Below are 24,980 nucleotides of genomic sequence, written 5' to 3'. Positions count from 1 at the left end.
CGAAGAAGGGTGGCCCAATTTGCAGCGTAATATGGCGTGAGCCGTATTACATCATGCCGCCCATGCCGCCCATGTCTGGCATGCCGCCCCCAGGCGCGCCGCCGTCTTTGGATGGCTTGTCAGCGACCATAGCTTCCGTGGTGATCAGCAACGCTGCAACCGAGGACGCGTCTTGCAGTGCAGTGCGCACCACTTTCGCAGGGTCGATCACGCCGAATTTGAACATGTCGCCATATTCTTCGGTTTGTGCGTTGAAGCCGAAAGTCGGATCGCTGGACTCGCGGATTTTACCAGCCACAACAGCGCCGTCGACGCCGGCGTTCTCAGCGATCTGACGCAGAGGTGCTTCGATGGCTTTGCGGATGATGTTGATGCCGACGTCTTGGTCGTTGTTCGTGCCTTTCAGGCCTTCGAGGACCTTCGCAGCTTGAACCAGAGCAACACCACCACCGACAACGATACCTTCTTGCACGGCCGCACGGGTCGCGTTCAATGCATCGTCAACGCGGTCTTTGCGCTCTTTAACTTCGATTTCGGACATGCCGCCAACGCGGATAACAGCAACACCGCCTGCCAGTTTGGCAACGCGCTCTTGCAGCTTCTCACGGTCGTAGTCGGACGTCGTTTCTTCGATTTGCTGACGGATCTGGGACACGCGTGCCTCGATCTCAGCTTTCTCGCCTGCGCCGTCAACGATGGTGGTCTCGTCTTTGGTGATCTGAACTTTCTTGGCAGTGCCGAGCATGTCCATAGTCACCGACTCGAGCTTCATGCCCAGGTCTTCGGAGATCACTTGACCGCCAGTCAGGATCGCGATGTCTTGCAGCATGGCTTTGCGGCGATCGCCGAAACCAGGTGCTTTGACAGCTGCGATTTTCAGGCCGCCGCGCAGCTTGTTCACAACCAGAGTTGCAAGGGCTTCGCCCTCAACATCTTCAGCGATGATCAGCAGTGGCTTGCCGGACTGGATGACAGTTTCCAACAGTGGAACCATTGGCTGCAGGGAAGACAGCTTCTTCTCGTGCAACAGGATCAGGCAGTCTTCCAGCTCTGTTGTCATCTTCTCTGGGTTGGTCACGAAGTAAGGCGACAGGTAGCCGCGGTCGAACTGCATGCCTTCAACAACATCGGTCTCTGTTTCCAGGCCTTTGTTTTCCTCGACGGTGATAACACCCTCGTTGCCAACTTTTTGCATCGCGTCAGCGATTTGGCGGCCGATTTCAACTTCGCCGTTGGCGGAGATGGTGCCGACTTGTGCAACTTCGTCGCTGTCATTGACAGGGCGTGCAGCCGCTTTGATCGCTTCAACAACTTTGGCAGTTGCCATGTCGATGCCGCGCTTCAGGTCCATCGGGTTCATGCCAGCGGCAACCGATTTCAGGCCTTCTTGCACGATAGCTTGGGCCAGAACCGTCGCGGTTGTGGTGCCGTCGCCAGCTTCGTCATTGGTACGCGAGGCCACTTCTTTGACCATTTGTGCGCCCATGTTCTCGAACTTGTCTTCCAGTTCGATTTCCTTCGCCACGGATACACCGTCTTTGGTGATGCGCGGTGCGCCGAAGGATTTGTCCAGAACCACGTTGCGGCCTTTTGGACCCAGCGTGACTTTGACAGCATTGGCCAGAACGTTGACGCCCTTAAGCATCTTGTTCCGGGCTTCTGTGTCGAATTTGACGTCTTTAGCAGCCATTTTCATGCGCTCCTTAAAAGTTTAGTGTGTGTGCGGAAAGCTTTGGGGCGGGGTTAACCCCGCCGGCCGGTTCAGGAGATAATGCCCAGAACGTCGCTTTCTTTCATCATCAGCAGTTCTTTGCCGTCAACGGTGACCTCTGTGCCGGACCATTTGCCGAACAGAACTTTGTCGCCTTCTTTGACAGCCATAGGGATCAGCTCACCTGAGTCTTTGCGCGCGCCCTCGCCTACGGCAACAATGATGCCTTCAGCTGGTTTTTCTTTTGCGCTCTCAGGGATGATCAAACCACCTGCGGTTTTTTCGTCGCCTTCAACACGTTCTACAAGAACGCGGTCGTGAAGCGGTTTCAATGCCATCGTTTGGTGCTCCTTAGCTCCAATGTTAATCCCATGGCCTCGGGGTGACCGAAGCCGTTAGCACTCACCCGATGCGAGTGCTAACGACGGATAGCTAAGTAGGCACGCGACGTGAGTCAACAGCCCAGTGAAAAAATTCGGGGAACTTTTTGAGCGACATTTGCGTTGCGGCTCAAACCGCCAGATCGCCATAGTCTGTTAAGCCTTTGTGACCCTGCGCGGTCAGGGCGTAGACGCCCTTTTCAACCTTCTCGAACCAGCCGTAATGATTGTCGCGCATCAGCCGTGTGGCGGTGGGCACTTCGGCCCATGCCGCCACCTTCGCGCCCTTCGAGGCCCCATGCACGGCCAAGAACCGCGCACAGCGAATGGCGTCTTGGCGGTAGGCGGTGATCAACCCGTGGCGCGTGGCACCGCCGTCGTTCGGATCCCCCACCCGCCGCGCGAATTCCTTCAAGAGCCGCCCCTTGCGTTTCTTTGACTTGCGCGGCGCGTAGGGCACGGGATCGGTGTGGACCTCCACCAGATTGTCGGACAGGCGCACGGTGATCAGACCCAAGCCAACGCGGCGGCACAGCACGGTGTTTTCCTTCAGTGCCTTCTGGAATGGCTTGCCGGTTTTGCGCGGCACCGCGATGTAGACGTCATCCGTCATCGCCATGCGGGCAATGCCTTGGTGAAACAGGCTTAGGGAGAACGCGGTTTTCAGCTCCACGATGACCGGATCATCGTCGCCGCGCACGCCAACCACGTCGCAAGCGCCGATCTCCCCCTTCACCTCGTAGCCCTGCCCCATGAGGAAGGATTTCACCGGCGCGTATAGCTCTGTCTCTCTGGTCATGACGCGGACGCTACACGGCGCGTGGCCCGTGCAACAAGGTTTTGCCAAAGCCACATGCCTTGGTGTATCATCCGCGTAACAAGAGCAGCCAACCAGAGCCCCTAAAGGAGCCATCCGCCATGTTAAGCGCCCCCCTTGCGGCCCATCAGGCCTGCGACGCGGCCAGTCTCAGATTTGCACGCATCTTCAGAGGGCAGTTCACGCTAAGCCAATCGGAAGAGCTGCACATCGACGGCTACCGTGTCACCGATTTGGGCGACGACTGGCGGCTGCACCACTGCCGCTCCACCCCGTTTGCGCGCCTGCACGGCGAAGACGGTGCCTTGGCCGGCGTTGTGCTGGGGCTGGCCGTGGACGGCACAGGCAAACTTGTGACCGACGGCTATGTGCTGGCGACCAGCTTCGAGGCCTTCGTGACCGCTGCGGCGGGGCGCTATGTGGCGATTGACGGCGCGGGCGCGGTCTACGCCGACCCGACGGGGTCAATGGGCGTCGTCTACGACGCGAACACCCGCACCGTGGCCTCCACCCCGTTGATGTGCCTTGACCGCCCGATCATCGAGAACCCGCGCTTTGATGTGGACGCGGTGCAAGGCGGGCGCGGCAGCTACGCGCTTGGCTTTACCCGCGACGCCTACGTGCGCGGCGTCATGCCCAACCACAGGCTTGATCTGGCTAATTTCACGCTGACACGGTTCTGGCCAAAGGCGGACGCCACATTCCCCACAGATGGGCCGGATCAGACGATCGCCGCCATGGGCCAACGTCTGAGTGACGTAATCGGTGCGATTGCCGCAGGGTATACCACGCTGCTTCCGCTCTCTGGCGGGCGCGACAGCCGCAACCTTGCCGCTGCGGCCAAGCCGCATCTGGCACAGATCGCCCAAAGCTACACCTTTGTGTCCAACTGGCAGGGCAAGATTGACGCCGAACTGTCCGAGCAGATCGCCGCCAGCTTGGGGCTGGAGCATGTGACCTACGCCTCCTTCATCGCGACGGACCAAGAGCGCGACACCCCGAACCGCGTCGCCCGCAGGCGTCAGAAAACCGCGTTCCGCTTGGCAGCGGGCTACGTGGGGGACGCCAACAACGACGTGCTGGATGGCTTGTCGCGCAAGGTGCCCAAAGGCGTGGTGCTGCGCGGCAATGTAATGGAGCTGTTGAAAGCCAACCACTGGAAACGCGGGCTGGCACGCGACGCCGCCCACCCCGACGGGCATGACGCCGATTACGCGACGGAGCGGCTGGCCATCCTGCCCGCAGGCGGCGCGCAAACCGTGGCGGCGTTCAAGCCCGACTATCTGGCGTGGAAGGCCACCCTGCCGCAAGGCGCGCAGGCGCTGGCCTATGACTTTGCATTCATCGAGAGCCTGCTTCCGGGGTGGCAGCCGAAGTTTTACGGTTACACGCGCAACTTTCTGGTGAACCCGTTCAGCGACCGCGCCCTAATCGCGGGATGCCTGCGCCTGCCCGTGGCGGAGCGGCAAGCCAACGTCTATAACGACGCGCTTTTGACGCATCTGGCACCGGAGCTGGCGTCGATCCCCTTCACCCCCGACCTCAAGCGTGCGCGACTGAACGCCGCCTAACGGGCGGCACCTTTGCTGGCGTGACAAGCCGCACTGCGGCTCCTATAAGGCGCGCAAAGACTGCACCTATCACGAGGACACCTCCTGCAATGACCACTTTTGTTTTTGGCCACAAATCCCCCGACACCGATAGCACCGGATCACCGCTGATCTGGGAATGGTTCATCAACCACACCGGCGGCGACGCCGCTGCCAAGCTTTTGGGCGAGCCGAACACCGAAGCCGCCTTCATGCTGGAGCGCTGGAACCTTGCGAAGCCGGAAATCATCGACAATGTGGCCGACGGCCAGCCTTGCGTGATCGTCGACACCAACAACCCTGCCGAGCTACCCGCCAACATCAACGGCGCGGACGTTCAAGCGGTCATCGACCACCACAAGCTGGTGGGCGGTCTTGAGACGGCTGGTCCGATCGACATCACCATCCGCCCGCTGGCCTGCACCGCCACCATCATGCACGACCTGATGGGCGAGCACGCGGCGCATATGCCGGACAACATCAAGGGCGCGATGCTGTCGTGCATCCTGTCCGACACGCTGGAGTTCCGGTCCCCGACGACGACCGCCACCGACCGTGCTTTGGCTGAAAAGCTCGCGGCTGAATTGGGTGTGGATATTGCGGGCTACGCGGCAGAGCTGTTCGCGGCAAAATCCGACGTCTCCGCGTTCTCCGCGGCGGAGTTGCTGCGCATGGACAGCAAGGAATACGAAGTCGAGAGCGTGAAGTTCCGCGTCTCCGTGCTGGAAACCACCAGCCCGAAAATGGTGTTGGACCGCAAGGCCGAGATCATGGAAGCGATGCCTGCCGTCGCTGGCGAAGACAAGGTGAACGAGGTTCTGCTGTTCGTCGTGGATATCCTGAACGAGGAAGCCACCATGCTGATCCCGAACGACCTGTCCAAGCGCGTGGCAGAAAAATCCTTCGGCGCAACCGTCACAGGCGACACCGTCGTCCTGCCCGGCGTGATGAGCCGCAAAAAGCAGATCATTCCTTCCCTGAAGGTCTAATCCATAGCGGCGGGTGCCTCTGATTTGGGGCGCCTGCCCAAGCTTCCTCCAACCGCAAGGCTGCACATGTCCCAGATCATCACCCACCTTTCCGAAGTTTCTGACCGCTACGACGCTCTGTTCGTGGACCTTTGGGGCTGCATCCACAACGGTCTGGAGCCGTTCGCCGAGGCGGTTGCCGCGATGCAAAGCTACCGCGCCAAAGGCGGCAAAGTGATCTTTGTGACCAACGCCCCGCGCCACCGCGGCGCTGTGGAGCAACAGTTGGACAAGATCGGCGTCGCAACAGACAGCTGGGATGTGATCGCGACCTCCGGCGACAGCGCGCGCTATGCAATGTTCAACGGGGCGGTCGGTGAAAAGGTCTACTTTATCGGCCAGCCGTACGACCAGTCGTTCTTTGACCCGCTGGAAATCGTCGAAAATCCCGTGGACATCCAGCAGGTGCCACTGGACCAAGCCGAGGGCATCGTCTGCTGCGGCCCGTTTGACCCGTTTGCCGACCCCGACGTGATGCGGCCCGACTTCCTATACGCCAAGCAAAAGGGCCTGAAACTGCTTTGCGCGAACCCCGACATCGTGGTCGACCGTGGGGAAACCCGCGAATGGTGCGCGGGCGCCTTGGCGAAGCTTTACACAGAGATGGGCGGCGAAAGCCTCTACTTTGGCAAGCCGCACCCACCGATTTACGACCTTGCACGCCGCCGGTTGTCTGCCTTGGGCCAGACCGTGCCGGACGACCGCATTTTGTGCATCGGGGACGGCGTTTTGACCGATATTCGGGGTGCTATGGGGGAGGATCTTGATTCCCTGTTCATCTCGGGCGGGTTGGCTGCGGCGGAGACCAAAACCACCCACCAGCCGGATGCAGACCTGCTAAAGGCCTATCTGGAAAAGGAAATGGTGTCGCCAACCTATACTATTGGCTTCCTGCGGTAGGTCACGAAAAAGCTGGACTTTGCTGCAAGTGCGAAGTAATTATATTTCAAGCAACCGACACTCATTGTTTGAAAGTTACGCACCATGCTCGACGTTCATCGAACTGACAACCTGCCCCGCGGCACCATCTGCATCGAAGATATTGAGATCGGCATGAAGCGCCATCTGCGCAAGCAGGTGACGGACCGCGACATTGAAATGTTCGCCAAAATATCGACCGACCATAATCCGGTGCATCTGGATGACGACTATGCGCAAGACACCATCTTTGAGGGCCGCATTGCCCACGGGATGCTGACCGCCGGCCTGATTTCCGCGGTCATTGGTGAGCAACTGCCCGGACATGGCACGGTTTATCTGGGCCAATCGCTGAAGTTTCTGGCGCCGGTGCGTCCCGGCGACATGGTGCTGGCAGAGGTCGAAGTGACCGACATCGACCACGCCAAACGCCGCGTCACCATGCACACCCGCTGCGAAGTTGACGGCAAAAACGTGCTAAAAGGCGAAGCCATCGTTCTGGCCCCCTCGCGCAAGTTCGACTAACGCTTGCACCGGTGCCGCACGGCGTTTACCCAAACGCCATGAGGATCATCCGAGACTACCAGTTTGTGCGACCAGAGGACCGCGGGGCGACCGCGGCCATTGGCAATTTTGACGGCGTTCATGTGGGCCACCAAGCGGTGATCGACATCGCGCGCAACGCCGCGCCGGACGCGCCGCTGGGCATCGTCACCTTCGAGCCGCACCCGCGCGAATTCTTCGCCAAAGACGCCCCACCCTTCCGCCTGATGAATGCGGAGGCCAAGGCCAACCGCTTAGAGAAACTGGGCGTGGAGCGTCTGTATCAACTGAACTTCAACACGAGCCTGTCGGGCCTGACGGCGGAAGAATTCGCCCGCGACGTGATCGCCAAGGGCTTGGGCCTGACGCATGTGGTCGTCGGCGCGGACTTCTGTTTCGGCAAAGGGCGCGGCGGCAACGTCACCATGTTGCAAGAGTTTGGCGAAAAATACGGCTTCGGCGTGACCGTCGCCGATTTGGTCACACAAGACACGGCGCAAGTGTCCTCCACCAACATCCGCGCCGCCTTGGCCGAGGGCCGCACCCGCGATGCCGCCGAAATGCTAAGCCACTGGCACCGCATTGAGGGGGAGGTCATCCAAGGCGACCAACGTGGCCGCGAATTGGGCTACCCCACGGCGAACATGTCCATCGACGGGCTACACCCGCCAAAGTTCGGCGTCTACGCCGTGCTAGTCGATGTGCTGACCGGCCCGCATCAAGGCAGCTACCACGGCGCGGCCTCCATCGGCGTGCGCCCGATGTTTGGCGTGAACCGGCCAAATTGCGAAAGCTTCCTGTTTGATTTCAAGGGGGACCTTTACGGGGAAACCCTGTCTGTGGCCTTGGTCGATTACCTGCGCGGCGAGGAAAAGTTCGACAGCCTAGAAGCTTTGATCACCCAGATGGACGCCGATTGCGACCGCGCCCGCAGCATTCTGGCCGCCCTATGAGCGACCCGATCCAGCGCGACGGATTGCGCCATAAATTCTGGGAGAAAGTCCCGCTCAAAGACATGAGTTCCAAAGAGTGGGAAGCGCTATGCGACGGCTGCGGTCGGTGCTGCCTAAACAAGCTGGAAGACGAAGACACCTTCGAGATCGCCTTCACCCGCGTGGCCTGCCGCCTGCTGGACGGTGACACCTGCCGCTGCGCGCAATACGACATTCGCAAGCAGTTCGTGCCCGACTGCGTGCAACTGACGCCAAAGAACATCGACGACATCGGATACTGGATGCCGCCAACCTGCGCCTACCGCCTGCTCAACGAGGGCAAGCCGCTGGAGGACTGGCACCCGCTGATCTCCGGCACCGCGCAAACGGTGCATGACGCGGGAATTTCCGTGCAGGGCTGGACCGTGCCGGAGTTCGAGGTGTCCGAGGACGAGTGGGAAAACTACATAATCGAGGACTGACGCCATGAATTTTGCCTCCGACAACGCAGGCCCGATGCATCCAAGCGTGCTGAACGCCATTGTGGACGCCAACACGGGCTATGAAATGCCCTATGGCAACGACAGCATTATGCCCCGCGTGCGTGACAAAATCCGCGCCACTTTTGAGGCACCGGAGGCCGCCGTCTACCTCGTGGCCACCGGCACCGCCGCGAACGCGCTGGCGCTCTCCACCTACACCAACAGCTGGGACACCATGTTCGCGCACCGCGTCTCGCACGTGGAAGAGGACGAATGCGGCGCGCCGGAGTTTTACGCCAACGGCGCACGCCTGACCTTGGTGGACGGCGACGGGGCCAAGATGGACCCAAGCGCGCTGCGTCATGCCATCGTGAACACCGGCGACAAGGGCGTGCACGGCGTCCAACGCGGGCCGGTGAGCATCACGCAGGCCACCGAGGTCGGCACCCTCTACAGTTTGGAAGACATCGCCGCCCTGACCGCCATCGCCAAGGAATACGGGCTGAAAACCCATCTCGACGGCGCACGTTTCGCCAACGCCTGCGCGGCACTCGGCTGCACAGCCGCACAGATGACATGGAAAGCCGGCATCGACGTGGTGTCCTTCGGCGGCACCAAAAACGGCTGCGCCGGTGTCGAGGCGGTGGTCTTCTTCGACCCAGAAAAAGCGTGGGAGTTCGAGCTGCGGCGCAAACGCGGCGCGCATCTGTTCTCCAAACACCGCTTCCTATCCGCGCAGATGGACGCCTATCTGACGGATGACCTGTGGTTGAAGCTGGGCCGACAGGCCAATGCCAACTGCGCCCGTCTGGTCAAGGGGTTGGAAACTGTAAAGGGCGCGGAAATCCCCGATACGCCGGAGGCCAACATGGTCTTCGCCCACCTGCCCCGCGCCGCCCACCGCCGCGCTATGGACGCCGGTGCGAAGTACTACCTGTTCCCCGCCGACGCCACGCTGGATGGCCCCGACGACGACTTGATCCGCTGCCGCATGGTTTGCGACTGGAACAAAACCGAGGCAGAGATCGACCAATTGGTAGACTTGCTGCGCGGCTAGCAAAGCGGCCCCGCGCACCAAGGCGGGGCCATATTTTTCTACAACTTGCCGGACAGATAAAGATCCAGATCTTCGATCTTGTCCTGCCCCCAGAACCGCTCATCCGTGTCAGTGATAAACGTCGGCGCGCCGAACACACCGGCGGCAACCGCGTCTTCCAGATTGCGGCCGTATTGCTCCGCCCCTGACAGCAATCCGCTGTCCGCGATGGCCGGGTCAAACCCGTGCCGCGCCAGAATTTCACGCACCACATCGTCCTCGGCAATGTCGCGCTCCTCCGCCCAACAAGCACGGGTGAAGGATTGCACCAGCCCCGCCACGTCGCCCCCCGTCTCTTGCGCCGCGATGATCGCGTAAGACGATGGCGCAGGGTTGGTCGGCCAATGCGCGGGCTTCAGGTTGATCGGCATGTCCAGCTTTTTGGCGGTGCGGCGCATCTCTTGCAGACGCCATTCCTGACGGTTCGGGTGGCGTTGCGGTGGCGGCGTGCCGCCCGTGCGCCCGAACAGCCCCATGATATCCAAGGGCTTATAGGTGATCGTCGCGCCGTGTTTGGCCGCAACCTCCTCGAAACGCCCCCCCACCATGTAGGTGTAAGGGGACAGTGTTGCGAAATAATAGTCTATATGTGGCATTTGGACGTCCTTATGGGGTTAAGCCTTTGCGCGAATCCTAGTCGGGTGTTACGGGGATCGCAACGCGGGCCGGTTGGGGAACACGGGTCCGTGATAGCTGCCAAACGGGGACACCACATGCCAGTCAATACCGATCCAAAACTCATCGCCGGTAATTCCAACATTCCGCTTGCCGACGCCATCGCCAAGCGCATGTCCATGCATCGCGGCCAAGCCGTGAAACCCATCGACACCCGCGTTGAGCGCTTCAACGACGGCGAAATCTTCGTGGAGGTTTTCGAGAACGTCCGCGGCGAGGACATGTTCATCATCCAGAGCACGTCGAATCCCGCCAACGACAACCTGATGGAGCTGTTGATCATGACCGACGCGCTCCGCCGCTCTTCCGCGCAGCGCATCACCGCCGTGATCCCCTACTTCGGCTACGCCCGTCAGGACCGCCGCACCAAGGCGCGCACGCCGATCTCCGCCAAACTGGTGGCCAACCTGATCGCGGAGGCTGGCGTGGAGCGGGTTCTGACGATGGATCTGCACGCAGCGCAAATCCAGGGCTTCTTCGACCTGCCGGTCGATAACCTCTACGCATCGCCGATCTTTGCGCTCGATATCCTGCACCACTTCCAAGACATGGAAGACGTCATGGTCGTCTCGCCCGACGTGGGCGGCGTGGCCCGCGCGCGCGAATTGGCGCAGCGCATCAAGGCCCCCCTCTCCATCGTCGACAAACGCCGCGAGAAGGCCGGTGAAGTGGCGGAAATGACCGTAATCGGGAACGTGACCGGTAAGCGCTGTATCATCGTCGATGACATCTGTGACACGGCGGGCACTTTGTGCAAAGCCGCCGAAGTCCTGATGGACGCGGGCGCCACAGAGGTCCACAGCTACATCACCCACGGCGTCCTCTCCGGCCCCGCGGTGGATCGCATCACCAACTCCGTGATGAAAAGCCTCGTGATCACCGACAGTATCGAGCCCACGGCCGCGGTGCAGCAATGCAAGAACATCCGCATCGTGCCAACCGCGCCGATGTTTGCGCAGGCCATTTTGAACATTGCGGGTGGCATGTCCGTCTCGTCGCTGTTCGACAATGAAACGCTGGAGCCGATCTACGAAAGCCTCTACCCCAACTCCTAGGCTTTCGCCCTATCATTGCTTCAAAAATACCTTGGGGGTTTGGGGGCAAAGCCCCCAACAAACCATCTCGCGCCGCAGGCCCATTTGGACGGCTCTAATACAGAACCCAGTCGTCCTCATTGGGCAGCGGTCCGATCACCATCCAGTTGGCGCGCACGCGCGCGACACGGCTGTCGCCCCAGGTGCGAAACACCAAGTCAAAGCTGTGCTCCGAGATGTTTTCGGCAGCGATGTCCATGCGCTGGTTGGTTTCTGTGTCGCTGTCCCACATCGCGATGGAGACCATCACATTGGGAATTGCGGCGTAGGCCTGCTCGAATTCGACCTCGAAACGATGCTCGCGCGGGCCAGTGCCCGTCCACATCGGCCCGTCATCAATGTAATCGGAAAACAAGACCCGCGAGCCTTGCGTGATTCCGATATTATTGCTGGTCAAACGTTGCATTATCTACCTTTTACGACGCCGTCCTACGCGGAAAATCCGGCGACATTGTGTCTGCATTCCTTAGGGTAACCCTTACACTGGGGTAAACCCAAAAAAAGCCCCGACGATGCGGGGCTTTCTTTTAGAACGTTGCGTAAAACACGCTTGAGGACAGGTTTAGCCTGTAATCTGGGCGCTCGCCGCAACGAGATCATCCGCGTATTTCGCCGCTGCATCCGTGTTGCTTGCGTCGCGCTGAAGGTTCGCTTCTTTGACAAGCTCCTCCAACAACGCAGGCGTCAGGTCTGCTTTTGCATAGGCGCGCTCGGCCAGTACGGACGTACCAGCCGTGCCCACTTCGGCGAAACCGCCCGTCACCAGATATTCATCTGTGCCGGACGCCGTCACAACCTTCAAAACGCCAGGGCGCAGTGTGGTGATCACCGGCGCGTGAAGCGCCATTGCGGTGAAGTCACCCTCGGCCCCGGGGATTTGAACCTCGGAAGCCTGCACTGAAGCCAAGCGCCGCTCGGGCGAGACCAGGTCGAATTGCATCATCTCAGCCATGTGATGGCCTCCTTGAACTTAGGCTGCGTCAGCAGCCATTTTCTCGGCTTTAGCAACCACTTCGTCGATGCCGCCTACCATGTAGAAAGCGCCTTCCGGAAGGTGATCGTACTCGCCAGCGACAACAGCCTTGAACGACGCGATTGTGTCTTCCAAAGCAACCTGCTTACCGTCAGAGCCGGTGAACACTTTTGCCACGTCGAATGGTTGCGACAGGAAGCGCTCGATCTTACGGGCACGTGCCACAGCCAATTTGTCGTCCTCGGACAGCTCGTCCATGCCAAGGATGGCGATGATGTCTTGCAGCGACTTGTAGCGTTGCAGGATACCTTGAACGCTACGGGCCACGCCGTAGTGCTCTTCGCCAACAACCGCTGGGTCCATCAGGCGCGACGTGGAGTCGAGCGGGTCAACCGCAGGGTAGATGCCTTTTTCCGAGATCGAACGGTCAAGAACCGTTGTCGCGTCAAGGTGCGCAAAGGAGGTCGCTGGTGCAGGGTCGGTAAGGTCATCCGCAGGCACGTAAACGGCTTGCACAGACGTAATGGAACCCGCTTTCGTGGAGGCGATACGCTCTTGCATCGCGCCCATGTCGGTGGCCAGCGTTGGCTGGTAACCCACAGCAGACGGGATACGACCCAGAAGCGCAGACACCTCGGAACCGGCTTGCGTGAAGCGGAAGATGTTGTCCACGAAGAACAGAACGTCGGAGCCCGTGTCATCGCGGAACTGCTCAGCCAAGGACAGACCAGTCAAAGCGATACGCATACGCGCACCTGGAGGCTCGTTCATTTGGCCGTAGACCAGCGCAATTTTGGATTCTTCCAAGTTGTCTGGAACGATAACGCCGGATTCGATCATCTCGTGGTAAAGGTCGTTCCCTTCACGGGTCCGCTCACCAACACCCGCGAACACGGACACACCGGAGTGCACCTTCGCGATGTTGTTGATCAGTTCCATGATCAAAACTGTCTTACCAACACCCGCACCACCGAAGAGGCCGATTTTACCACCTTTGGTGTATGGAGCCAGCAGGTCGATAACCTTGATGCCTGTCACCAGAATTTCAGTCGCTGTGGACTGGTCTTCAAAAGCAGGTGCCTCACCGTGGATCGGGCGGCGTTGGGTTGCTTTAACCGGACCCTGCTCGTCCACTGGGTCGCCAGTCACGTTCAGGATGCGGCCCAAAGTGCCGGTGCCCACTGGAACAGTGATCTGACCTTCGGTGTTGATCACTTCCTGACCGCGCACCAAGCCTTCGGTGGCGTCCATAGCAATCGCACGAACGGTGTTTTCGCCAAGGTGCTGCGCAACTTCCAACACCAGCGTCTTGCCGTTGTTGTCTGTTGTCAGCGCGTTCAGGATTTCGGGCAGCGTGTCGTCGAATTGAACGTCGACGACCGCACCAATAACCTGTGTAATTTTGCCTTTAACATTGGCCATGTTGAGGTTCTCCGGGGTCTAGAGCGCTTCCGCGCCCGAAATGATTTCGATAAGCTCGTTGGTGATCACAGCCTGACGCGAGCGGTTGTACTCTACGGTCAGTTTGTCGATCATTTCGCCTGCGTTGCGGGTCGCGTTGTCCATGGCGGACATCCGTGCACCCTGCTCCGAGGCGCCGTTTTCCAACAGGGCCGAGAAGATTTGCGTGGCAACTGCGCGCGGCAGCAAGTCGGCCAAGATGCCTTCTTCGCTGGGCTCGTAGTCGTAAACCGTGCTCACATCGCCTGCGTCAACATTGCTGAAGTCTGCGGGGATGATTTGCTGCTCGGTCGGGGTCTGGCTGATGACGGACTGGAAGGTCGCATAGAAGATCTTCGCCACGTCGAACTCGCCAGTATCAAAGCGGGACAAGATGTCCTGCGCGATACCCGACGCGTCGGCATACCCAAGCTTTTTGACTTCCGAAAGATCGACGTGGCCGATGAAGTGGGATCCAAGATCACGCTTCAGCGCCTCGCGGCCCTTCTTGCCAACGGTCAGAATTTTAACCGTCTTGCCTTCGGCCAGAAGCTTGTTTGCAGCAACACGCGCCAGTTTGGCGATGTTGCCGTTGAAGCCACCGCACAGCCCACGTTCTGCGGTCATGACAACCAACAGATGCGTCTGGTTGGAGCCGTTACCGACCAGCAGCTTTGGGCCGCTGTCGCCGGAAACGCCACCGGCCAACTGCGCCATAACGGCATTGAACCGTTCAGCGTAGGGGCGGCCAGCCTCCGCTGCTTCCTGCGCACGGCGCAGTTTAGCAGCGGCGACCATTTGCATCGCCTTCGTGATCTTGCGGGTCGATTTGACCGACGCGATCCGATTTTTTAGAACCTTGAGGTTTGGCATGTGCCTAAGCCCCCCTTATGCGAAGTCAGCTGCGAACGCGTCGATCTCGGCCTTAACGGCTGCCTCGGCATCGCCCTTAATCTTGGGGTCATCCTTGGTGATCATGTCCAGGACCGCTTTGCCCTTGCCACGCAGGTGCGCCAGCAGGCCAGCCTCGAAGCGACCAACGTCAGAGACGGCGATCTTATCCAGGTAACCTTTGGTGCCTGCGTAGATGACGCAAACGATTTCAGCATTGGTCAGTGGCGAGTACTGTGGCTGTTTCATCAGCTCAGTCAAACGCGCACCACGGTTCAGCAACTGCTGTGTTGCGGCATCCAGATCGGAGCCGAACTGCGCAAAGGCTGCCATCTCACGGTACTGTGCGAGTTCCAGCTTAACCGGACCAGCGACAGATTTCATCGAGTTTGTCTGCGCGGACGAACCAACACGAGACACCGACAGACCGGTGTTCACCGCTGGGCGGATGCCTTGGTAGAACAATTCAGTCTCAAGGAAGATCTGACCGTCGGTGATCGAAATCACGTTGGTTGGAATAAACGCAGACACGTCACCACCTTGGGTTTCGATGATCGGCAGCGCCGTCAAGGAACCGGACCCGTTGTCTTCGTTCAATTTGCAAGAACGCTCAAGCAGACGGGAGTGGAGGTAGAAAACGTCGCCTGGGTATGCTTCACGCCCTGGTGGGCGGCGCAGCAGCAAGGACATTTGACGGTAGGACACGGCTTGCTTGGTCAAGTCATCATAGATGATCAGCGCGTGGCGGCCATTGTCGCGGAAGTGCTCTGCCATCGCAGTCGCGGCGTAAGGCGCCAAGAACTGCATCGGAGCAGGGTCAGAAGCCGTCGCAGCAACAACGATCGAGTACTCGATCGCGCCGGACTCTTCGAGTTTCTTAACCAGCTGCGCCACTGTGGAGCGCTTCTGGCCGATAGCCACGTAGACGCAGTACAGCTTCTTGCTCTCGTCGTCGCCAGCGGCGTCGTTGTAGGACTTCTGGTTCAGGATCGCGTCAAGCGCGATAGCTGTTTTACCGATTTGGCGGTCACCAATGATCAATTCGCGCTGGCCACGGCCAACTGGGATCATCGCGTCAACGGATTTCAGACCAGTCGCCATCGGCTCGTGAACCGATTTACGTGGAATGATGCCCGGGGCTTTTTGGTCAGCCACTGCGCGGTTCTTGGTTTTGATCGGGCCCTTGCCGTCCAGCGGGTTGCCCAGACCGTCAACAACGCGACCGAGCAGCTCGTCACCGACTGGAACGTCCACGATAGAGTTCGTACGCTTAACAACGTCGCCCTCTTTGATGAGGCTGTCCGACCCGAAGATAACAACACCAACGTTGTCGTTTTCGAGGTTCAGGGCCATGCCTTGAATGCCACCAGGGAATTCGACCATTTCACCAGCTTGGCAATTGTCGAGACCGTAAACGCGGGCAATACCGTCACCAACGCTCAATACACGACCAACTTCAGCAACTTCGACTTCTTTGCCGAAGTTTTTGATCTGGTCTTTCAGGATCGCAGAGATTTCTGCAGCTTGGATCGCCATTTTATCCGACCTCTTTCATGGAATTCTGGAGGGAAGCAAGTTTCGAGCGGATCGACGTGTCGATCATCTTGGAACCCACTTTTACGACAAGACCGCCGATGAGGCTTTCATCGACGGACATATTGATTTTCACATCTTTGCCCACAGTCGCGGTCAGCGTCTTGGCAAGTTTGTCTTGTTGCACCTTGGTCAGCGCCTTGGCGGCAGTGACGTCAGCGGTAACTTCGCCTTTTTCGTCGGCGATCAGCCCACGCAGCGCGACGACCAACTGCGGCAGAACGAACAGACGGCGCTTGGTGGCCATCAGGTTCAGCGTGTTGGCCACAACTGGCGACAGCTTCATTTTCTTTGCGATTGCCACAATGGCCTCCGCCTGCTGTTCCCGAGAGTACAGCGGCGAAGCGATCAAATCGCGAAAGTCAGCACTTTCGGCCAATGCAGCATCCAGCGTATCGACGTCGGTTTCCAACGCCTTAAGCTTCTTGCCTTCCTTGGCCAATTCAAACACGGCAGTCGCGTAGCGACCGGCGATGCCTGTGGAGATCGAGACTGGTTCGGACACGTCCACCCTTCCGATAACGAGGCCGGCAAACCTCTGCTGAAGTCTGTTACGGCCGTTGCAAGAAAGGCCGCGTCCACCGCAGCCTTCAAAATCAGTGCTGATCTAGCAAAGCGGGGTGCGTACCGCAACAGGGAAGACTAATATAATAGTGTCGAAAGAATGCGCCTGTTTTCCTTCTTTTATTGGGGAACAGGCGATTGTGCCCACAGGTGCGACCGATTGAAGCCACATTAAATGCGCCGCCCCACCCCGATTCATGCAGGCTGGCGGCTCCGAGTCACCAAAACATCCGTTCAATTCGGATCATTCGCCTGACGCCCCGACACAGGATTCGCAGCCCCCTCCAATATGCGTAGCGGCGCGCGCACCCGCACTGACAGCCCGCGCTTCTTCGGGGCGTAGACCTGCTTGCTGACCTCCACGATCAGCACCCCGCCTGCGTAATAGGTGGACAGCTTACTGCCGACCCGCTCGAAGGTGGGGGCCCATTTCAGCCAGAACTTGCGTTGACTGGGGGGCGAGAACAGCGCCGCACGGTGACTTTCGGGGGTGAAAGCGTGACGTTTGAGCTGGGTTTCCAGCTGGGTCAGCGAGTAGGGCCGCCCGTAACCAAACGGCGTGCCATCGCGCCGCGACCACAGGCCCGCGCGGTTTGGCACCACAAAGAGCGCCCGCCCCCCCGGCCCCAGCACGCGAAAGCATTCATCCAGCAGCGCCGACGGGTTCTCCGTGGTCTCAAGCCCGTGCATCACCACCAGCTTGTCGGCCAGCCCCGTCTCCATCGGCCACAAGGCCTCCTCGCACAGAACCGACATATTCGCCTGCCCCGCGGGCCAATGCATCACCCCCTGCGGGCCGGGCATCAGGGCCATGACCCGACGGGCCTCCCCGATAAATGGCCGCAACAAGGGCGCGGCAAAGCCGTAGCCCACAACGGTCTGGCCTTTGGTGTCCGACCACAGCGCGCGCACCTGATCGCGCACCGCGCGTTGCGCCACGCGCCCCAGCCCCGTGCGGTAGTAGAATTTCTTCAAGTCCTGAACGTCTAGATGCATGAACCGGCCCTTTGTGCGTCCCAATCACTGTGCAACGCTTTTGATCCCTTGCAAAGGCTTGGCGACATCTTACTTGAAGGTCCAAGGTCGGGGCCCATTACCGACAGAACTTCCTTTCATTTCGGGTCGATCACGCTCATTGTGAAAAGAAAAGACTTGAAGATCGGCGATATAAACCGAACTGTAAGGTCTAAGAGGCAATGGTAGCGACCGGGTCCTCAACCCAGAAGCTGCCCTCGTTAATAAAGGAGCATAGGGTGCCGTCATTTTCAGACACTCTCGAAAAAGCAATTCATTCGGCGTTGGCGCAGGCCAATACCCACCGCCATGAGCTGGCCACGCTGGAGCATCTGCTTCTGGCGCTCATTGACGAGCCGGATGCCGCCAAGGTCATGAACGCATGCGGCGTGGACCTTACCGTGCTGCGCGCCACGCTGGTTGAGTTCATCGAAGACGAACTGTCGACGCTGGTCACCGACGTTGAGGGCTCCGAAGCTGTGCCAACAGCTGCCTTCCAGCGCGTGATCCAGCGCGCGGCTATCCATGTGCAATCCTCTGGCCGCACCGAAGTGACAGGCGCCAACGTGCTTGTCGCTATCTTTGCGGAGCGCGAAAGCAACGCCGCCTTCTTCCTGCAAGAGCAGGATATGACCCGCTATGACGCGGTGAACTTCATCGCCCACGGCGTCGCCAAAGACCCGACATTCGGCGAGGCGCGTCCGATCACAGGCTCCTCCGAGTTTGACGACGAAATGGCGCCCGAAGCTGGCGAGGTTGAAGGAGACGGCAAGGAATCCGCCCTCTCGAAGTATTGTGTCGACCTGAACGCCAAGGCGCAAAAAGGCGATGTGGACCCGCTGATCGGCCGCGCCGAAGAAGTAGAGCGGTGCATTCAAGTCCTGTGCCGCCGTCGCAAGAACAACCCCCTGCTGGTGGGTGACCCCGGCGTCGGAAAAACCGCGATTGCGGAAGGCTTGGCACATAAGATCGTCGCAGGGCAGACGCCTGATATCTTGGCGAACGCCACGATCTACTCGCTCGACATGGGCGCGTTGCTGGCTGGCACCCGCTACCGCGGCGACTTTGAGGAACGCCTGAAAGCGGTAATGACGGAAATGGAAGAACACCCAGACGCGGTGCTGTTCATCGACGAAATCCACACGGTGATCGGCGCGGGCGCGACCTCTGGCGGTGCGATGGATGCGTCCAACCTGCTGAAGCCTGCGCTTCAAGGCGGCAAGCTGCGGTGCATGGGTTCCACTACTTATAAGGAATTCCGCCAGCACTTCGAAAAGGACCGCGCCTTGGCGCGCCGTTTCCAGAAGATCGACGTGAACGAGCCATCAGTAGATGACGCGATCAAAATCCTCAAAGGCCTAAAGCCTTACTTTGAGGAACACCACGACATCAAATACACCACGGATGCGATCAAATCGGCAGTGGAGCTGGCGGCACGCTACATCCATGACCGCAAGTTGCCAGACAAGGCGATTGACGTGATCGATGAAGCCGGTGCCGCGCAGCACCTGCTTGCCGATAGCAAGCGGCGCAAAACCATCGGGGCCAAGGAAATCGAGGCCGTCGTGGCCAAGATCGCCCGCATCCCGCCGAAGAACGTGTCCAAAGACGACGCGGCTGTTTTGAAGGATCTGGAGAAATCGCTGAAACGCGTGGTCTTCGGGCAAGATGCGGCGCTTGATGCGTTGTCCTCCGCGATCAAGCTGGCGCGTGCCGGCCTGCGTGAGCCTGAAAAGCCCATCGGCAACTACCTGTTTGCAGGGCCAACCGGTGTCGGCAAAACGGAAGTCGCCAAACAGCTGGCAAGCACGCTTGGCGTGGAATTGCTGCGCTTCGACATGTCGGAATACATGGAGAAACACGCAGTCTCCCGCCTCATCGGCGCGCCTCCTGGCTATGTCGGCTTTGACCAAGGCGGCATGCTGACCGACCAAGTTGACCAGCACCCGCACTGTGTGCTGCTGCTTGACGAGATGGAGAAAGCCCACCCCGACGTCTACAATATTCTGTTGCAGGTGATGGATAACGGCAAGCTGACCGACCACAATGGCCGGACAGTGGACTTCCGCAACGTAATCTTGATCATGACATCCAACGCGGGTGCCATGGAGATGTCCAAATCGGCGATCGGCTTTGGCCGCGACCGCCGCGAGGGCGAGGACACCGCCGCGATCGAGCGCACCTTTACGCCGGAATTCCGCAACCGTCTGGACGCTGTGATCAGCTTTGCCCCGCTCGGCAAAGAGATCATCACCCGCGTGGTCGAGAAGTTCGTGCTTCAGCTTGAAGCCCAGCTTATGGACCGCAACGTGACGATTGAGCTGACCCCAGCCGCGGCAGACTGGCTTGGCGATAAGGGCTATGATGACAAAATGGGCGCGCGACCTTTGGGCCGTGTCATCCAAGAGCACATCAAAAAGCCGCTCGCCGAGGAGCTGTTGTTTGGCAAACTCGCCAAAGGCGGCGTGGTCAAGGTTGGCGTCAAGAAGGGTGAAATCAGCCTGACGATCCTAGAGCCGGAGACTGCGCGGATCACCTCCAAGAAAAAGCCGCCGATGCTCACCGCTGAGTAATGCGCGCCGTTATCTTGGCACTTATGACACCGTTTTTCGCGGCCCCTGTGGCCGCGAAAGACCCACTTTTGTCCCTGCCGATAGAATGCGATCTGGGACAAACCTGCTTTATCCAAAATTACGTCGACAGCGATCCAAGCCCAGCCGCGCAAGACCACGCGTGCGGCGCGCTCACCTATGACGGGCACAAGGGCACTGACATTCGCGTCGCGACCCTCAAAGACCTAGAGGCGGGAATTAAGGTTCTCGTAGCGGCCCCCGGCACGGTCCGCGCCACCCGCGACGGCATGCCCGACATTGCGTCCAACGCGCCGAACGCGCCCGCTCTTGATGGCAAAGATTGCGGCAACGGCTTGGTTATCAGCCACGGCGATGGTTGGGAAACGCAGTACTGCCATATAAAAAACGGCTCTATACGTGTCGAGAAGGGCCAGCGCGTCGCCAAGGGCACGCCGCTTGGGCTGGTCGGGATGAGTGGCAAAACGGTCTTCCCGCACATTCACATGTCGCTGCGCCACAACGGCACCGTCGTTGACCCCTTCGCGCCCGACGCCGACGCGGGCAGCTGCGGCCCGTCCGGCAGAACCCTTTGGGAAGACCCTGTCGCCTATCAGGCTGGCGCGTTGTTGGATATCGGTTTCGCGGAGGCCGTGCCAAGCTTCGACAGCATCAAAGCGGGCTTGCCCGACCCTGCTACTTTGGGCGCAGACGCCTCGGGCTTGGTCCTTTGGGGCTACGCGTTCGGCACGCGCGCAGGCGACACTATGACGTTTGACATCAAAGGCCCAGACGGCTGGCGCCACGATCAGACCACCACATTCGAGACGCCGCAAGCGCAGGTATTTCGCGCGGCAGGGCGTAAGAAGCCTGCCGGTGGATGGCCCACGGGGCGCTATACCGGCGTGGTGACGTTCTCGCGTGGCGACACGATTATCACCACGCAAACGATCACTATTTCTCGGTAAGTTTCAGCTCGATCCGGCGGTTCAGCGCACGCGCCTCTGGCGTGTCCTCCAAAGTGATCGGCTGGTATTCCCCGAACCCGTTGGCCGCCAAACGGCTTGGCGCGATGCCCAGATCGGCGCTCATGTAGCGGACCACGGAAAGGGCACGGGCTTGGCTCAACTCCCAATTGCCCTTGAATTCACCGAAGCCGGACAGTGGCACGTTGTCAGTGTGGCCATCCACACGGATCACCCAGTCAAGCGTGTCGGGAATGTCGCCGGACACGCGCGACAGGATCGCCGCGACCTTGGCGACCTCCTGCTTGCCAGCGGGTGATAACACCGCTTGGCCCGGGCGAAACAGCACCTCTGAGGAAAACACGAAACGGTCGCCCTCGATACGGATGCCGTCTTGATTGCCAAGAAGTGCGCGCAGTTGTCCGAAGAATTCGGAGCGGTAGTTTTTCAACTCCTTCGCCTCGGCCTCCAGCCGCAAACGCTCCGCTTCCTCCAGTTTGGCGCGGGCGCGTTGCTCCGACGCGACCAGTGCCAAGGCGGAGTTCAATTCCGAACCGAGGTTTTGCACCTGTACGTTAGCGGCCTCACGGCGCGCATCGGTCTCGTCAAGGATGGACTGCAAGGAACCGAGTTGCGTGCGCAGGGCCGCGACCTGCTGATTGAGTGCTTCAACCTTGCGCTGGCTTTCCAAGCTGATCGCCTTTTGCGCCGAAAGCTCCCCCGTTGCGGCGGCAAGCAACGCGGCTTTCTGCTCGGCTTCGCTCAGGGCGTCGCCTGCCCCTGCCTCCGCTGCGGCCTTTGCCGCAAGTGCCGCGACGAGTTGTTGGCGCAACTCGTCTTGCGTGGTTTGCGCGGTTGCCAAGCTGTCTTTGGCTTTCAACGCCTCCGCCAATTCGGCGCGCAGCGCGTCCTCCGCTTTCATTGAGGCCTCCAGATTGGCGCTTGCTTGCACCTGTGCGGCCAAGGCCTCGGCCAATTTGTCGTTCAGGCTGGCTTGGTCGGTGCGCGTCTCGGAAAGTTCCTCGTTTAGGGTTTTCTCGGCGGCGCGGGCGGCGGCAAGCAGGGTTAGCGTCTCCTCCGCGTCCTTGCGCTGCGCTTCCAATGCCAATGTCATCGCGGTGAGTTCTGCGTCCGCGTTTTGCAGGCGCTCGCGCAGGGCCTGCGCCGCGGCGGCATCGACCAAACGCGCGGCCTCGGCGGTGGTGATTTCCTCGGCCTGTTCTGCGGTTTTGGCCTCCAGATCGGCGACCATGGCTTGCAGGGCCTCCCTGCGGGCGGCGGCGAGACGGGCGGCCTCCGCACTTTCGTCAATTTCTTCGCGGGCGGCGGCCAAGGCCAGTTGTGCCGCCTCTTTCTCGGAGATTTCGCGCGCCAGTCCGGCTTCGATATCCTCGATCCGTGCCGATAGCCCCGCGACCTTGCTTTGCGATGCATCCAGATCACCGGTCAAGGACGACACTTGGTTTTGCAGGCTGGTCCGGTCACGCAGAAGGCCCGCGACCTGTTCTTCAAAGCTGGCGATCCGGCCCGCCTTGGCCTCATTTTGCGCGGTGAGGGACGCAATCAACGCGGCCTGTTGAGCGGCGGCGGCATCCAACTGTTCGATGTCCTGCTCCAACCCGAAGCTGCGTTGCTGCTCCAACCCCAACGCCTGCGCCAAGGTCGCGACTTCGCCGGTGAGCTGGTTCAACTCCCCATCTTGCGAGGTGATCTTCTCACTAAGCATGAATTGCACGATCATGAAGATCGACAGGACAAACATCAGCACCAGCAAAAGCGCGGTCATGGCGTCCACGAAACCCGGCCAGATGTTGGCCTCGAAGCGTTTGCCGTTGCGTCGGGACAGCGCCATTGCGCTACTCCCCCTGCTCGCGGTCCGGCAGTCTGCGGGTGTTTGATGGGCGCTGCCGTTGCTCGCGCACGATCTGGCGCACGGCCTGCGTGACCTGTGACAAATCCCCGTGCACTTGCGACATGCTTTCTTGGCGACCGGAGGACATCTCCTCCAGAATTTTCAGCAGTTGCACATCAATGGAGCGCAGGCGCATGCGGCTTTCGGGGTCTACCCCGTCTTCATTTGCTTGCGACAATTTCTCTAACAGCCGCTCCTGCCCGTCGGCCACGCGGTTCAGCGCGTCGGTCGGGTCAATGGTCAAATCCAGCCGGTCAGTTAAGTTACGCAAGGAGCCGACGAGCACATCCAGCTTTTCAGCCGACGCAGCGCGACTGGCCTCGCCTTGGACAAACAGACCCTGAAGGCTGTCGATCTGCTCCACCATATGATCCAGCACCGTGGCCACGACCCCTTGGTCGAACGCGCCGCCACCGTCGCCTTCGCCCGCCGAAAAACCGACACGGGTAATGGTGGACAGCCATTCTTCCATCTCGCGGTAGAACCGGTTTTGGCCGTGTCCTGCGAAAAGCTCCAACAGCCCCACGACCAGCGATCCAGCCAACCCCAGCAAGGACGACGCGAAGGCGGTGCCCATGCCGGACAGCTGACCCTCCAAGCCTGTCATCAACTCGCCAAAGACCTCCGCGCCGCTTTCACCGTCCTCAACGTTTAGCGAACGGATGGTGTCCACAACACCGGGAATGGTGGTGGCCAAACCATAGAATGTGCCCAAAAGGCCCAAAAATATCAGTAGATTGACGATATAGCGCGTGATGTCGCGGGCTTCGTCCATGCGGGTGGCGACGGAGTCCAAAATGGTGCGCGAAGAGCCCGAGCTGATCTGCATGCGCGCGCCGCGCGACCGCAGCAAGCCCGCCAAGGAGGCCAGCAACAGCGGTGCGCGAAATTCGTCGTGATCCGCCCGATCTTGCGTGAAACTCTCGATCCACGAGACCGAGGAAATCAGCTGCAACACCTGCCAGAAACAGGCCAGCACCCCGACCACAAAGACCGCGAAGATCACGCCGTTCAGATAGGGGTTCGCAAGGAAGACGGGGGCAACGGCAGGATAAGCAAAGTAGCCGCCCGCGACCACAAGGCCAAGGATGACCAGCATAACGATGATCTGCCGGACCGGTTGCGTGAATTGTGGCGAGCGGTGCCGCTCGGCTGGAGTGTCCATTAGATTGGCGCCTCTATCATGCTCGGACTTCTTTTTGTTGGACGCATGATACCGACGGGCAGATGGTTTTCAAAGGACAAACTAGCCCGCCAACTGGCGCACCCGTGCGACCAGCCAATCCATGTCGGCATCCTTGATCCCATACGCGTCGAGCTGTTGCGCGGTGTTGAACAGATACTCCGTGTTGGGGCCACGCCCGCCGACCGCTTTCGCAATTACCTGCGCTTGCCGTTCCAGCTCCAAACCGCCGCAATACTGTATGTGATCTTGCTCGATCACATAGCACAGGCCCGCAACCTTGCGCCCGTCGCGCAGCTCCAACTCGTGGACCTGCTCCACATAGGCGGCGGAGACCAGTTCACGTTCGCGCAAATATGCAAGCACCTGATCGCGCTCGGCGTCCGCCACGCGCAGGGCCACGCCGTCACAAACCGCGTCCGCTTCGTCCAGCGCAAGTACGAGGCCGGGTTCCTCCTCGGAGCCACGGTGATGGATGGACCACATGCAAAACGACCGGTGAAACCCGCCAAGGCGCGCCAGTACCTGCTCCGCCGGCGTAAAACCGGGGTTCCACATCAAAGAGCCGTAGCCAAATACCCAAAGCGGCGTGTCAGTCATCATCTGGTCC

The 24,980-nt window shown here is 60.0% G+C and carries 24 protein-coding genes; 10 read left to right on the top strand and 14 right to left on the bottom strand.

The window, feature by feature from the left end:
* Positions 1-46: 46 nt before the first annotated feature.
* The 3 genes from groL to BLW66_RS00510 form a co-directional block, all read right to left on the bottom strand.
* Positions 47-1,690, bottom strand: coding sequence for a chaperonin GroEL (gene groL, locus BLW66_RS00520; protein WP_089945581.1), 1,644 nt, complete (start codon positions 1,688-1,690; stop codon positions 47-49).
* Between the two features lie 71 nt (positions 1,691-1,761).
* Entirely contained in the window at positions 1,762-2,049 is a 288-nt protein-coding gene (locus BLW66_RS00515) for a co-chaperone GroES (RefSeq protein WP_089943389.1), read from the bottom strand.
* Positions 2,050-2,221: 172 nt separating this feature from the next.
* Positions 2,222-2,890, bottom strand: coding sequence for a DUF2161 domain-containing phosphodiesterase (locus tag BLW66_RS00510; RefSeq protein WP_089943386.1), 669 nt, complete (start codon positions 2,888-2,890; stop codon positions 2,222-2,224).
* A gap of 119 nt (positions 2,891-3,009) precedes the next feature.
* Between BLW66_RS00510 and BLW66_RS00505 the strand changes: the two genes are divergently transcribed.
* The 7 genes from BLW66_RS00505 to BLW66_RS00475 all read left to right on the top strand — a co-directional run bounded on the left by BLW66_RS00505 (position 3,010) and on the right by BLW66_RS00475 (position 9,457).
* The gene (locus BLW66_RS00505) at positions 3,010-4,479 is read left to right on the top strand and encodes a hypothetical protein (protein ID WP_089943385.1); all 1,470 of its coding nucleotides are present in this window, start codon (positions 3,010-3,012) and stop codon (positions 4,477-4,479) included.
* A gap of 89 nt (positions 4,480-4,568) precedes the next feature.
* Positions 4,569-5,486: a manganese-dependent inorganic pyrophosphatase gene (locus tag BLW66_RS00500; protein ID WP_089943382.1), complete on the top strand. Its 918-nt coding sequence runs from the start codon at positions 4,569-4,571 to the stop codon at positions 5,484-5,486.
* A gap of 66 nt (positions 5,487-5,552) precedes the next feature.
* A complete protein-coding gene (locus BLW66_RS00495; RefSeq protein WP_089943379.1) occupies positions 5,553-6,425 on the top strand; it encodes a TIGR01459 family HAD-type hydrolase in 873 nt (290 codons plus the stop codon).
* An 84-nt stretch (positions 6,426-6,509) separates the two neighbouring features.
* On the top strand, positions 6,510-6,968 hold the full coding sequence (locus BLW66_RS00490; RefSeq protein ID WP_089943377.1) for a MaoC family dehydratase: 459 nt from the start codon (positions 6,510-6,512) through the stop codon (positions 6,966-6,968).
* A 38-nt stretch (positions 6,969-7,006) separates the two neighbouring features.
* On the top strand, positions 7,007-7,939 hold the full coding sequence (locus BLW66_RS00485; RefSeq protein WP_089945579.1) for a bifunctional riboflavin kinase/FAD synthetase: 933 nt from the start codon (positions 7,007-7,009) through the stop codon (positions 7,937-7,939).
* Complete coding sequence (locus BLW66_RS00480) at positions 7,936-8,400, top strand: YcgN family cysteine cluster protein (protein ID WP_089943374.1); 465 nt, start codon at positions 7,936-7,938, stop codon at positions 8,398-8,400. Before BLW66_RS00485 ends, BLW66_RS00480 begins: the two co-directional genes overlap by 4 nt.
* 4 nt (positions 8,401-8,404) lie before the next feature.
* The gene (locus BLW66_RS00475) at positions 8,405-9,457 is read left to right on the top strand and encodes a threonine aldolase family protein (protein WP_089943370.1); all 1,053 of its coding nucleotides are present in this window, start codon (positions 8,405-8,407) and stop codon (positions 9,455-9,457) included.
* 38 nt (positions 9,458-9,495) lie between these two features.
* Here the strand turns inward: BLW66_RS00475 and BLW66_RS00470 are convergent, their stop codons facing one another.
* On the bottom strand, positions 9,496-10,092 hold the full coding sequence (locus tag BLW66_RS00470; RefSeq protein ID WP_089943365.1) for a 2-hydroxychromene-2-carboxylate isomerase: 597 nt from the start codon (positions 10,090-10,092) through the stop codon (positions 9,496-9,498).
* Positions 10,093-10,209: 117 nt separating this feature from the next.
* Here BLW66_RS00470 and BLW66_RS00465 point away from each other — a divergent pair, with 117 nt between their 5' ends.
* Positions 10,210-11,226, top strand: coding sequence for a ribose-phosphate pyrophosphokinase (locus tag BLW66_RS00465; protein ID WP_089943363.1), 1,017 nt, complete (start codon positions 10,210-10,212; stop codon positions 11,224-11,226).
* A gap of 94 nt (positions 11,227-11,320) precedes the next feature.
* Here BLW66_RS00465 and BLW66_RS00460 read toward each other — a convergent pair whose 3' ends face one another.
* The 7 genes from BLW66_RS00460 to BLW66_RS00430 form a co-directional block, all read right to left on the bottom strand.
* Entirely contained in the window at positions 11,321-11,671 is a 351-nt protein-coding gene (locus BLW66_RS00460) for an H-type lectin domain-containing protein (RefSeq protein ID WP_170833350.1), read from the bottom strand.
* Between the two features lie 156 nt (positions 11,672-11,827).
* The gene (locus tag BLW66_RS00455; protein WP_089943360.1) at positions 11,828-12,217 is read right to left on the bottom strand and encodes a F0F1 ATP synthase subunit epsilon; all 390 of its coding nucleotides are present in this window, start codon (positions 12,215-12,217) and stop codon (positions 11,828-11,830) included.
* 18 nt (positions 12,218-12,235) lie between these two features.
* Complete coding sequence (gene atpD, locus BLW66_RS00450; RefSeq protein ID WP_089943358.1) at positions 12,236-13,660, bottom strand: F0F1 ATP synthase subunit beta; 1,425 nt, start codon at positions 13,658-13,660, stop codon at positions 12,236-12,238.
* A gap of 18 nt (positions 13,661-13,678) precedes the next feature.
* Positions 13,679-14,551, bottom strand: a complete 873-nt coding sequence (locus BLW66_RS00445) for a F0F1 ATP synthase subunit gamma (protein WP_089943355.1) — start codon at positions 14,549-14,551, stop codon at positions 13,679-13,681.
* Positions 14,552-14,566: 15 nt separating this feature from the next.
* Entirely contained in the window at positions 14,567-16,105 is a 1,539-nt protein-coding gene (atpA, locus tag BLW66_RS00440) for a F0F1 ATP synthase subunit alpha (RefSeq protein ID WP_089943353.1), read from the bottom strand.
* Between the two features lies 1 nt (position 16,106).
* Positions 16,107-16,673, bottom strand: a complete 567-nt coding sequence (locus BLW66_RS00435) for a F0F1 ATP synthase subunit delta (protein WP_089943349.1) — start codon at positions 16,671-16,673, stop codon at positions 16,107-16,109.
* A gap of 287 nt (positions 16,674-16,960) precedes the next feature.
* Positions 16,961-17,722: a methyltransferase domain-containing protein gene (locus tag BLW66_RS00430; protein WP_089943347.1), complete on the bottom strand. Its 762-nt coding sequence runs from the start codon at positions 17,720-17,722 to the stop codon at positions 16,961-16,963.
* 257 nt (positions 17,723-17,979) lie between these two features.
* Here BLW66_RS00430 and clpA point away from each other — a divergent pair, with 257 nt between their 5' ends.
* The gene (gene clpA / locus BLW66_RS00425) at positions 17,980-20,313 is read left to right on the top strand and encodes an ATP-dependent Clp protease ATP-binding subunit ClpA (protein ID WP_089943344.1); all 2,334 of its coding nucleotides are present in this window, start codon (positions 17,980-17,982) and stop codon (positions 20,311-20,313) included.
* Positions 20,313-21,278 (top strand): M23 family metallopeptidase, encoded by a 966-nt coding sequence (locus BLW66_RS00420; protein WP_089943341.1) that lies wholly within the window; start codon positions 20,313-20,315, stop codon positions 21,276-21,278. Before clpA ends, BLW66_RS00420 begins: the two co-directional genes overlap by 1 nt.
* Here the strand turns inward: BLW66_RS00420 and BLW66_RS00415 are convergent.
* From BLW66_RS00415 to BLW66_RS00405, 3 genes are all read right to left on the bottom strand, one after another.
* Positions 21,265-23,127 (bottom strand): peptidoglycan -binding protein, encoded by a 1,863-nt coding sequence (locus tag BLW66_RS00415; RefSeq protein WP_089943338.1) that lies wholly within the window; start codon positions 23,125-23,127, stop codon positions 21,265-21,267. The genes BLW66_RS00420 and BLW66_RS00415 overlap by 14 nt on opposite strands.
* 4 nt (positions 23,128-23,131) lie before the next feature.
* Positions 23,132-24,352: a biopolymer transporter ExbB gene (locus tag BLW66_RS00410; protein ID WP_089943335.1), complete on the bottom strand. Its 1,221-nt coding sequence runs from the start codon at positions 24,350-24,352 to the stop codon at positions 23,132-23,134.
* An 81-nt stretch (positions 24,353-24,433) separates the two neighbouring features.
* Positions 24,434-24,970 carry a gamma-glutamylcyclotransferase gene (locus BLW66_RS00405; RefSeq protein ID WP_089945574.1) on the bottom strand — a complete coding sequence of 179 codons (537 nt, stop codon included), beginning with the start codon at positions 24,968-24,970 and terminating at the stop codon, positions 24,434-24,436.
* Between the last annotated feature and the right edge of the window lie 10 nt (positions 24,971-24,980).

The organism is Litoreibacter albidus (assembly GCF_900107015.1).
GTDB lineage: Bacteria > Pseudomonadota > Alphaproteobacteria > Rhodobacterales > Rhodobacteraceae > Litoreibacter > Litoreibacter albidus.
Note: the sequence above shows the minus strand (reverse complement) of the source record. Positions and strands in the feature narration are given on the sequence as shown.

What these genes read in the sequence shown, in the direction of transcription:
- groL (WP_089945581.1), bottom strand. Translation starts at nt 1,690, where the DNA reads ATGGCTGCTAAAGACGTCAAATTCGACACAGAAGCCCGGAACAAGATG.
- BLW66_RS00515 (WP_089943389.1), bottom strand. Translation starts at nt 2,049, where the DNA reads ATGGCATTGAAACCGCTTCACGACCGCGTTCTTGTAGAACGTGTTGAA.
- BLW66_RS00510 (WP_089943386.1), bottom strand. Translation starts at nt 2,890, where the DNA reads ATGACCAGAGAGACAGAGCTATACGCGCCGGTGAAATCCTTCCTCATG.
- BLW66_RS00505 (WP_089943385.1), top strand. Translation starts at nt 3,010, where the DNA reads ATGTTAAGCGCCCCCCTTGCGGCCCATCAGGCCTGCGACGCGGCCAGT.
- BLW66_RS00500 (WP_089943382.1), top strand. Translation starts at nt 4,569, where the DNA reads ATGACCACTTTTGTTTTTGGCCACAAATCCCCCGACACCGATAGCACC.
- BLW66_RS00495 (WP_089943379.1), top strand. Translation starts at nt 5,553, where the DNA reads ATGTCCCAGATCATCACCCACCTTTCCGAAGTTTCTGACCGCTACGAC.
- BLW66_RS00490 (WP_089943377.1), top strand. Translation starts at nt 6,510, where the DNA reads ATGCTCGACGTTCATCGAACTGACAACCTGCCCCGCGGCACCATCTGC.
- BLW66_RS00485 (WP_089945579.1), top strand. Translation starts at nt 7,007, where the DNA reads ATGAGGATCATCCGAGACTACCAGTTTGTGCGACCAGAGGACCGCGGG.
- BLW66_RS00480 (WP_089943374.1), top strand. Translation starts at nt 7,936, where the DNA reads ATGAGCGACCCGATCCAGCGCGACGGATTGCGCCATAAATTCTGGGAG.
- BLW66_RS00475 (WP_089943370.1), top strand. Translation starts at nt 8,405, where the DNA reads ATGAATTTTGCCTCCGACAACGCAGGCCCGATGCATCCAAGCGTGCTG.
- BLW66_RS00470 (WP_089943365.1), bottom strand. Translation starts at nt 10,092, where the DNA reads ATGCCACATATAGACTATTATTTCGCAACACTGTCCCCTTACACCTAC.
- BLW66_RS00465 (WP_089943363.1), top strand. Translation starts at nt 10,210, where the DNA reads ATGCCAGTCAATACCGATCCAAAACTCATCGCCGGTAATTCCAACATT.
- BLW66_RS00460 (WP_170833350.1), bottom strand. Translation starts at nt 11,671, where the DNA reads ATGCAACGTTTGACCAGCAATAATATCGGAATCACGCAAGGCTCGCGG.
- BLW66_RS00455 (WP_089943360.1), bottom strand. Translation starts at nt 12,217, where the DNA reads ATGGCTGAGATGATGCAATTCGACCTGGTCTCGCCCGAGCGGCGCTTG.
- atpD (WP_089943358.1), bottom strand. Translation starts at nt 13,660, where the DNA reads ATGGCCAATGTTAAAGGCAAAATTACACAGGTTATTGGTGCGGTCGTC.
- BLW66_RS00445 (WP_089943355.1), bottom strand. Translation starts at nt 14,551, where the DNA reads ATGCCAAACCTCAAGGTTCTAAAAAATCGGATCGCGTCGGTCAAATCG.
- atpA (WP_089943353.1), bottom strand. Translation starts at nt 16,105, where the DNA reads ATGGCGATCCAAGCTGCAGAAATCTCTGCGATCCTGAAAGACCAGATC.
- BLW66_RS00430 (WP_089943347.1), bottom strand. Translation starts at nt 17,722, where the DNA reads ATGCATCTAGACGTTCAGGACTTGAAGAAATTCTACTACCGCACGGGG.
- BLW66_RS00420 (WP_089943341.1), top strand. Translation starts at nt 20,313, where the DNA reads ATGCGCGCCGTTATCTTGGCACTTATGACACCGTTTTTCGCGGCCCCT.
- BLW66_RS00415 (WP_089943338.1), bottom strand. Translation starts at nt 23,127, where the DNA reads ATGGCGCTGTCCCGACGCAACGGCAAACGCTTCGAGGCCAACATCTGG.
- BLW66_RS00410 (WP_089943335.1), bottom strand. Translation starts at nt 24,352, where the DNA reads ATGGACACTCCAGCCGAGCGGCACCGCTCGCCACAATTCACGCAACCG.
- BLW66_RS00405 (WP_089945574.1), bottom strand. Translation starts at nt 24,970, where the DNA reads ATGACTGACACGCCGCTTTGGGTATTTGGCTACGGCTCTTTGATGTGG.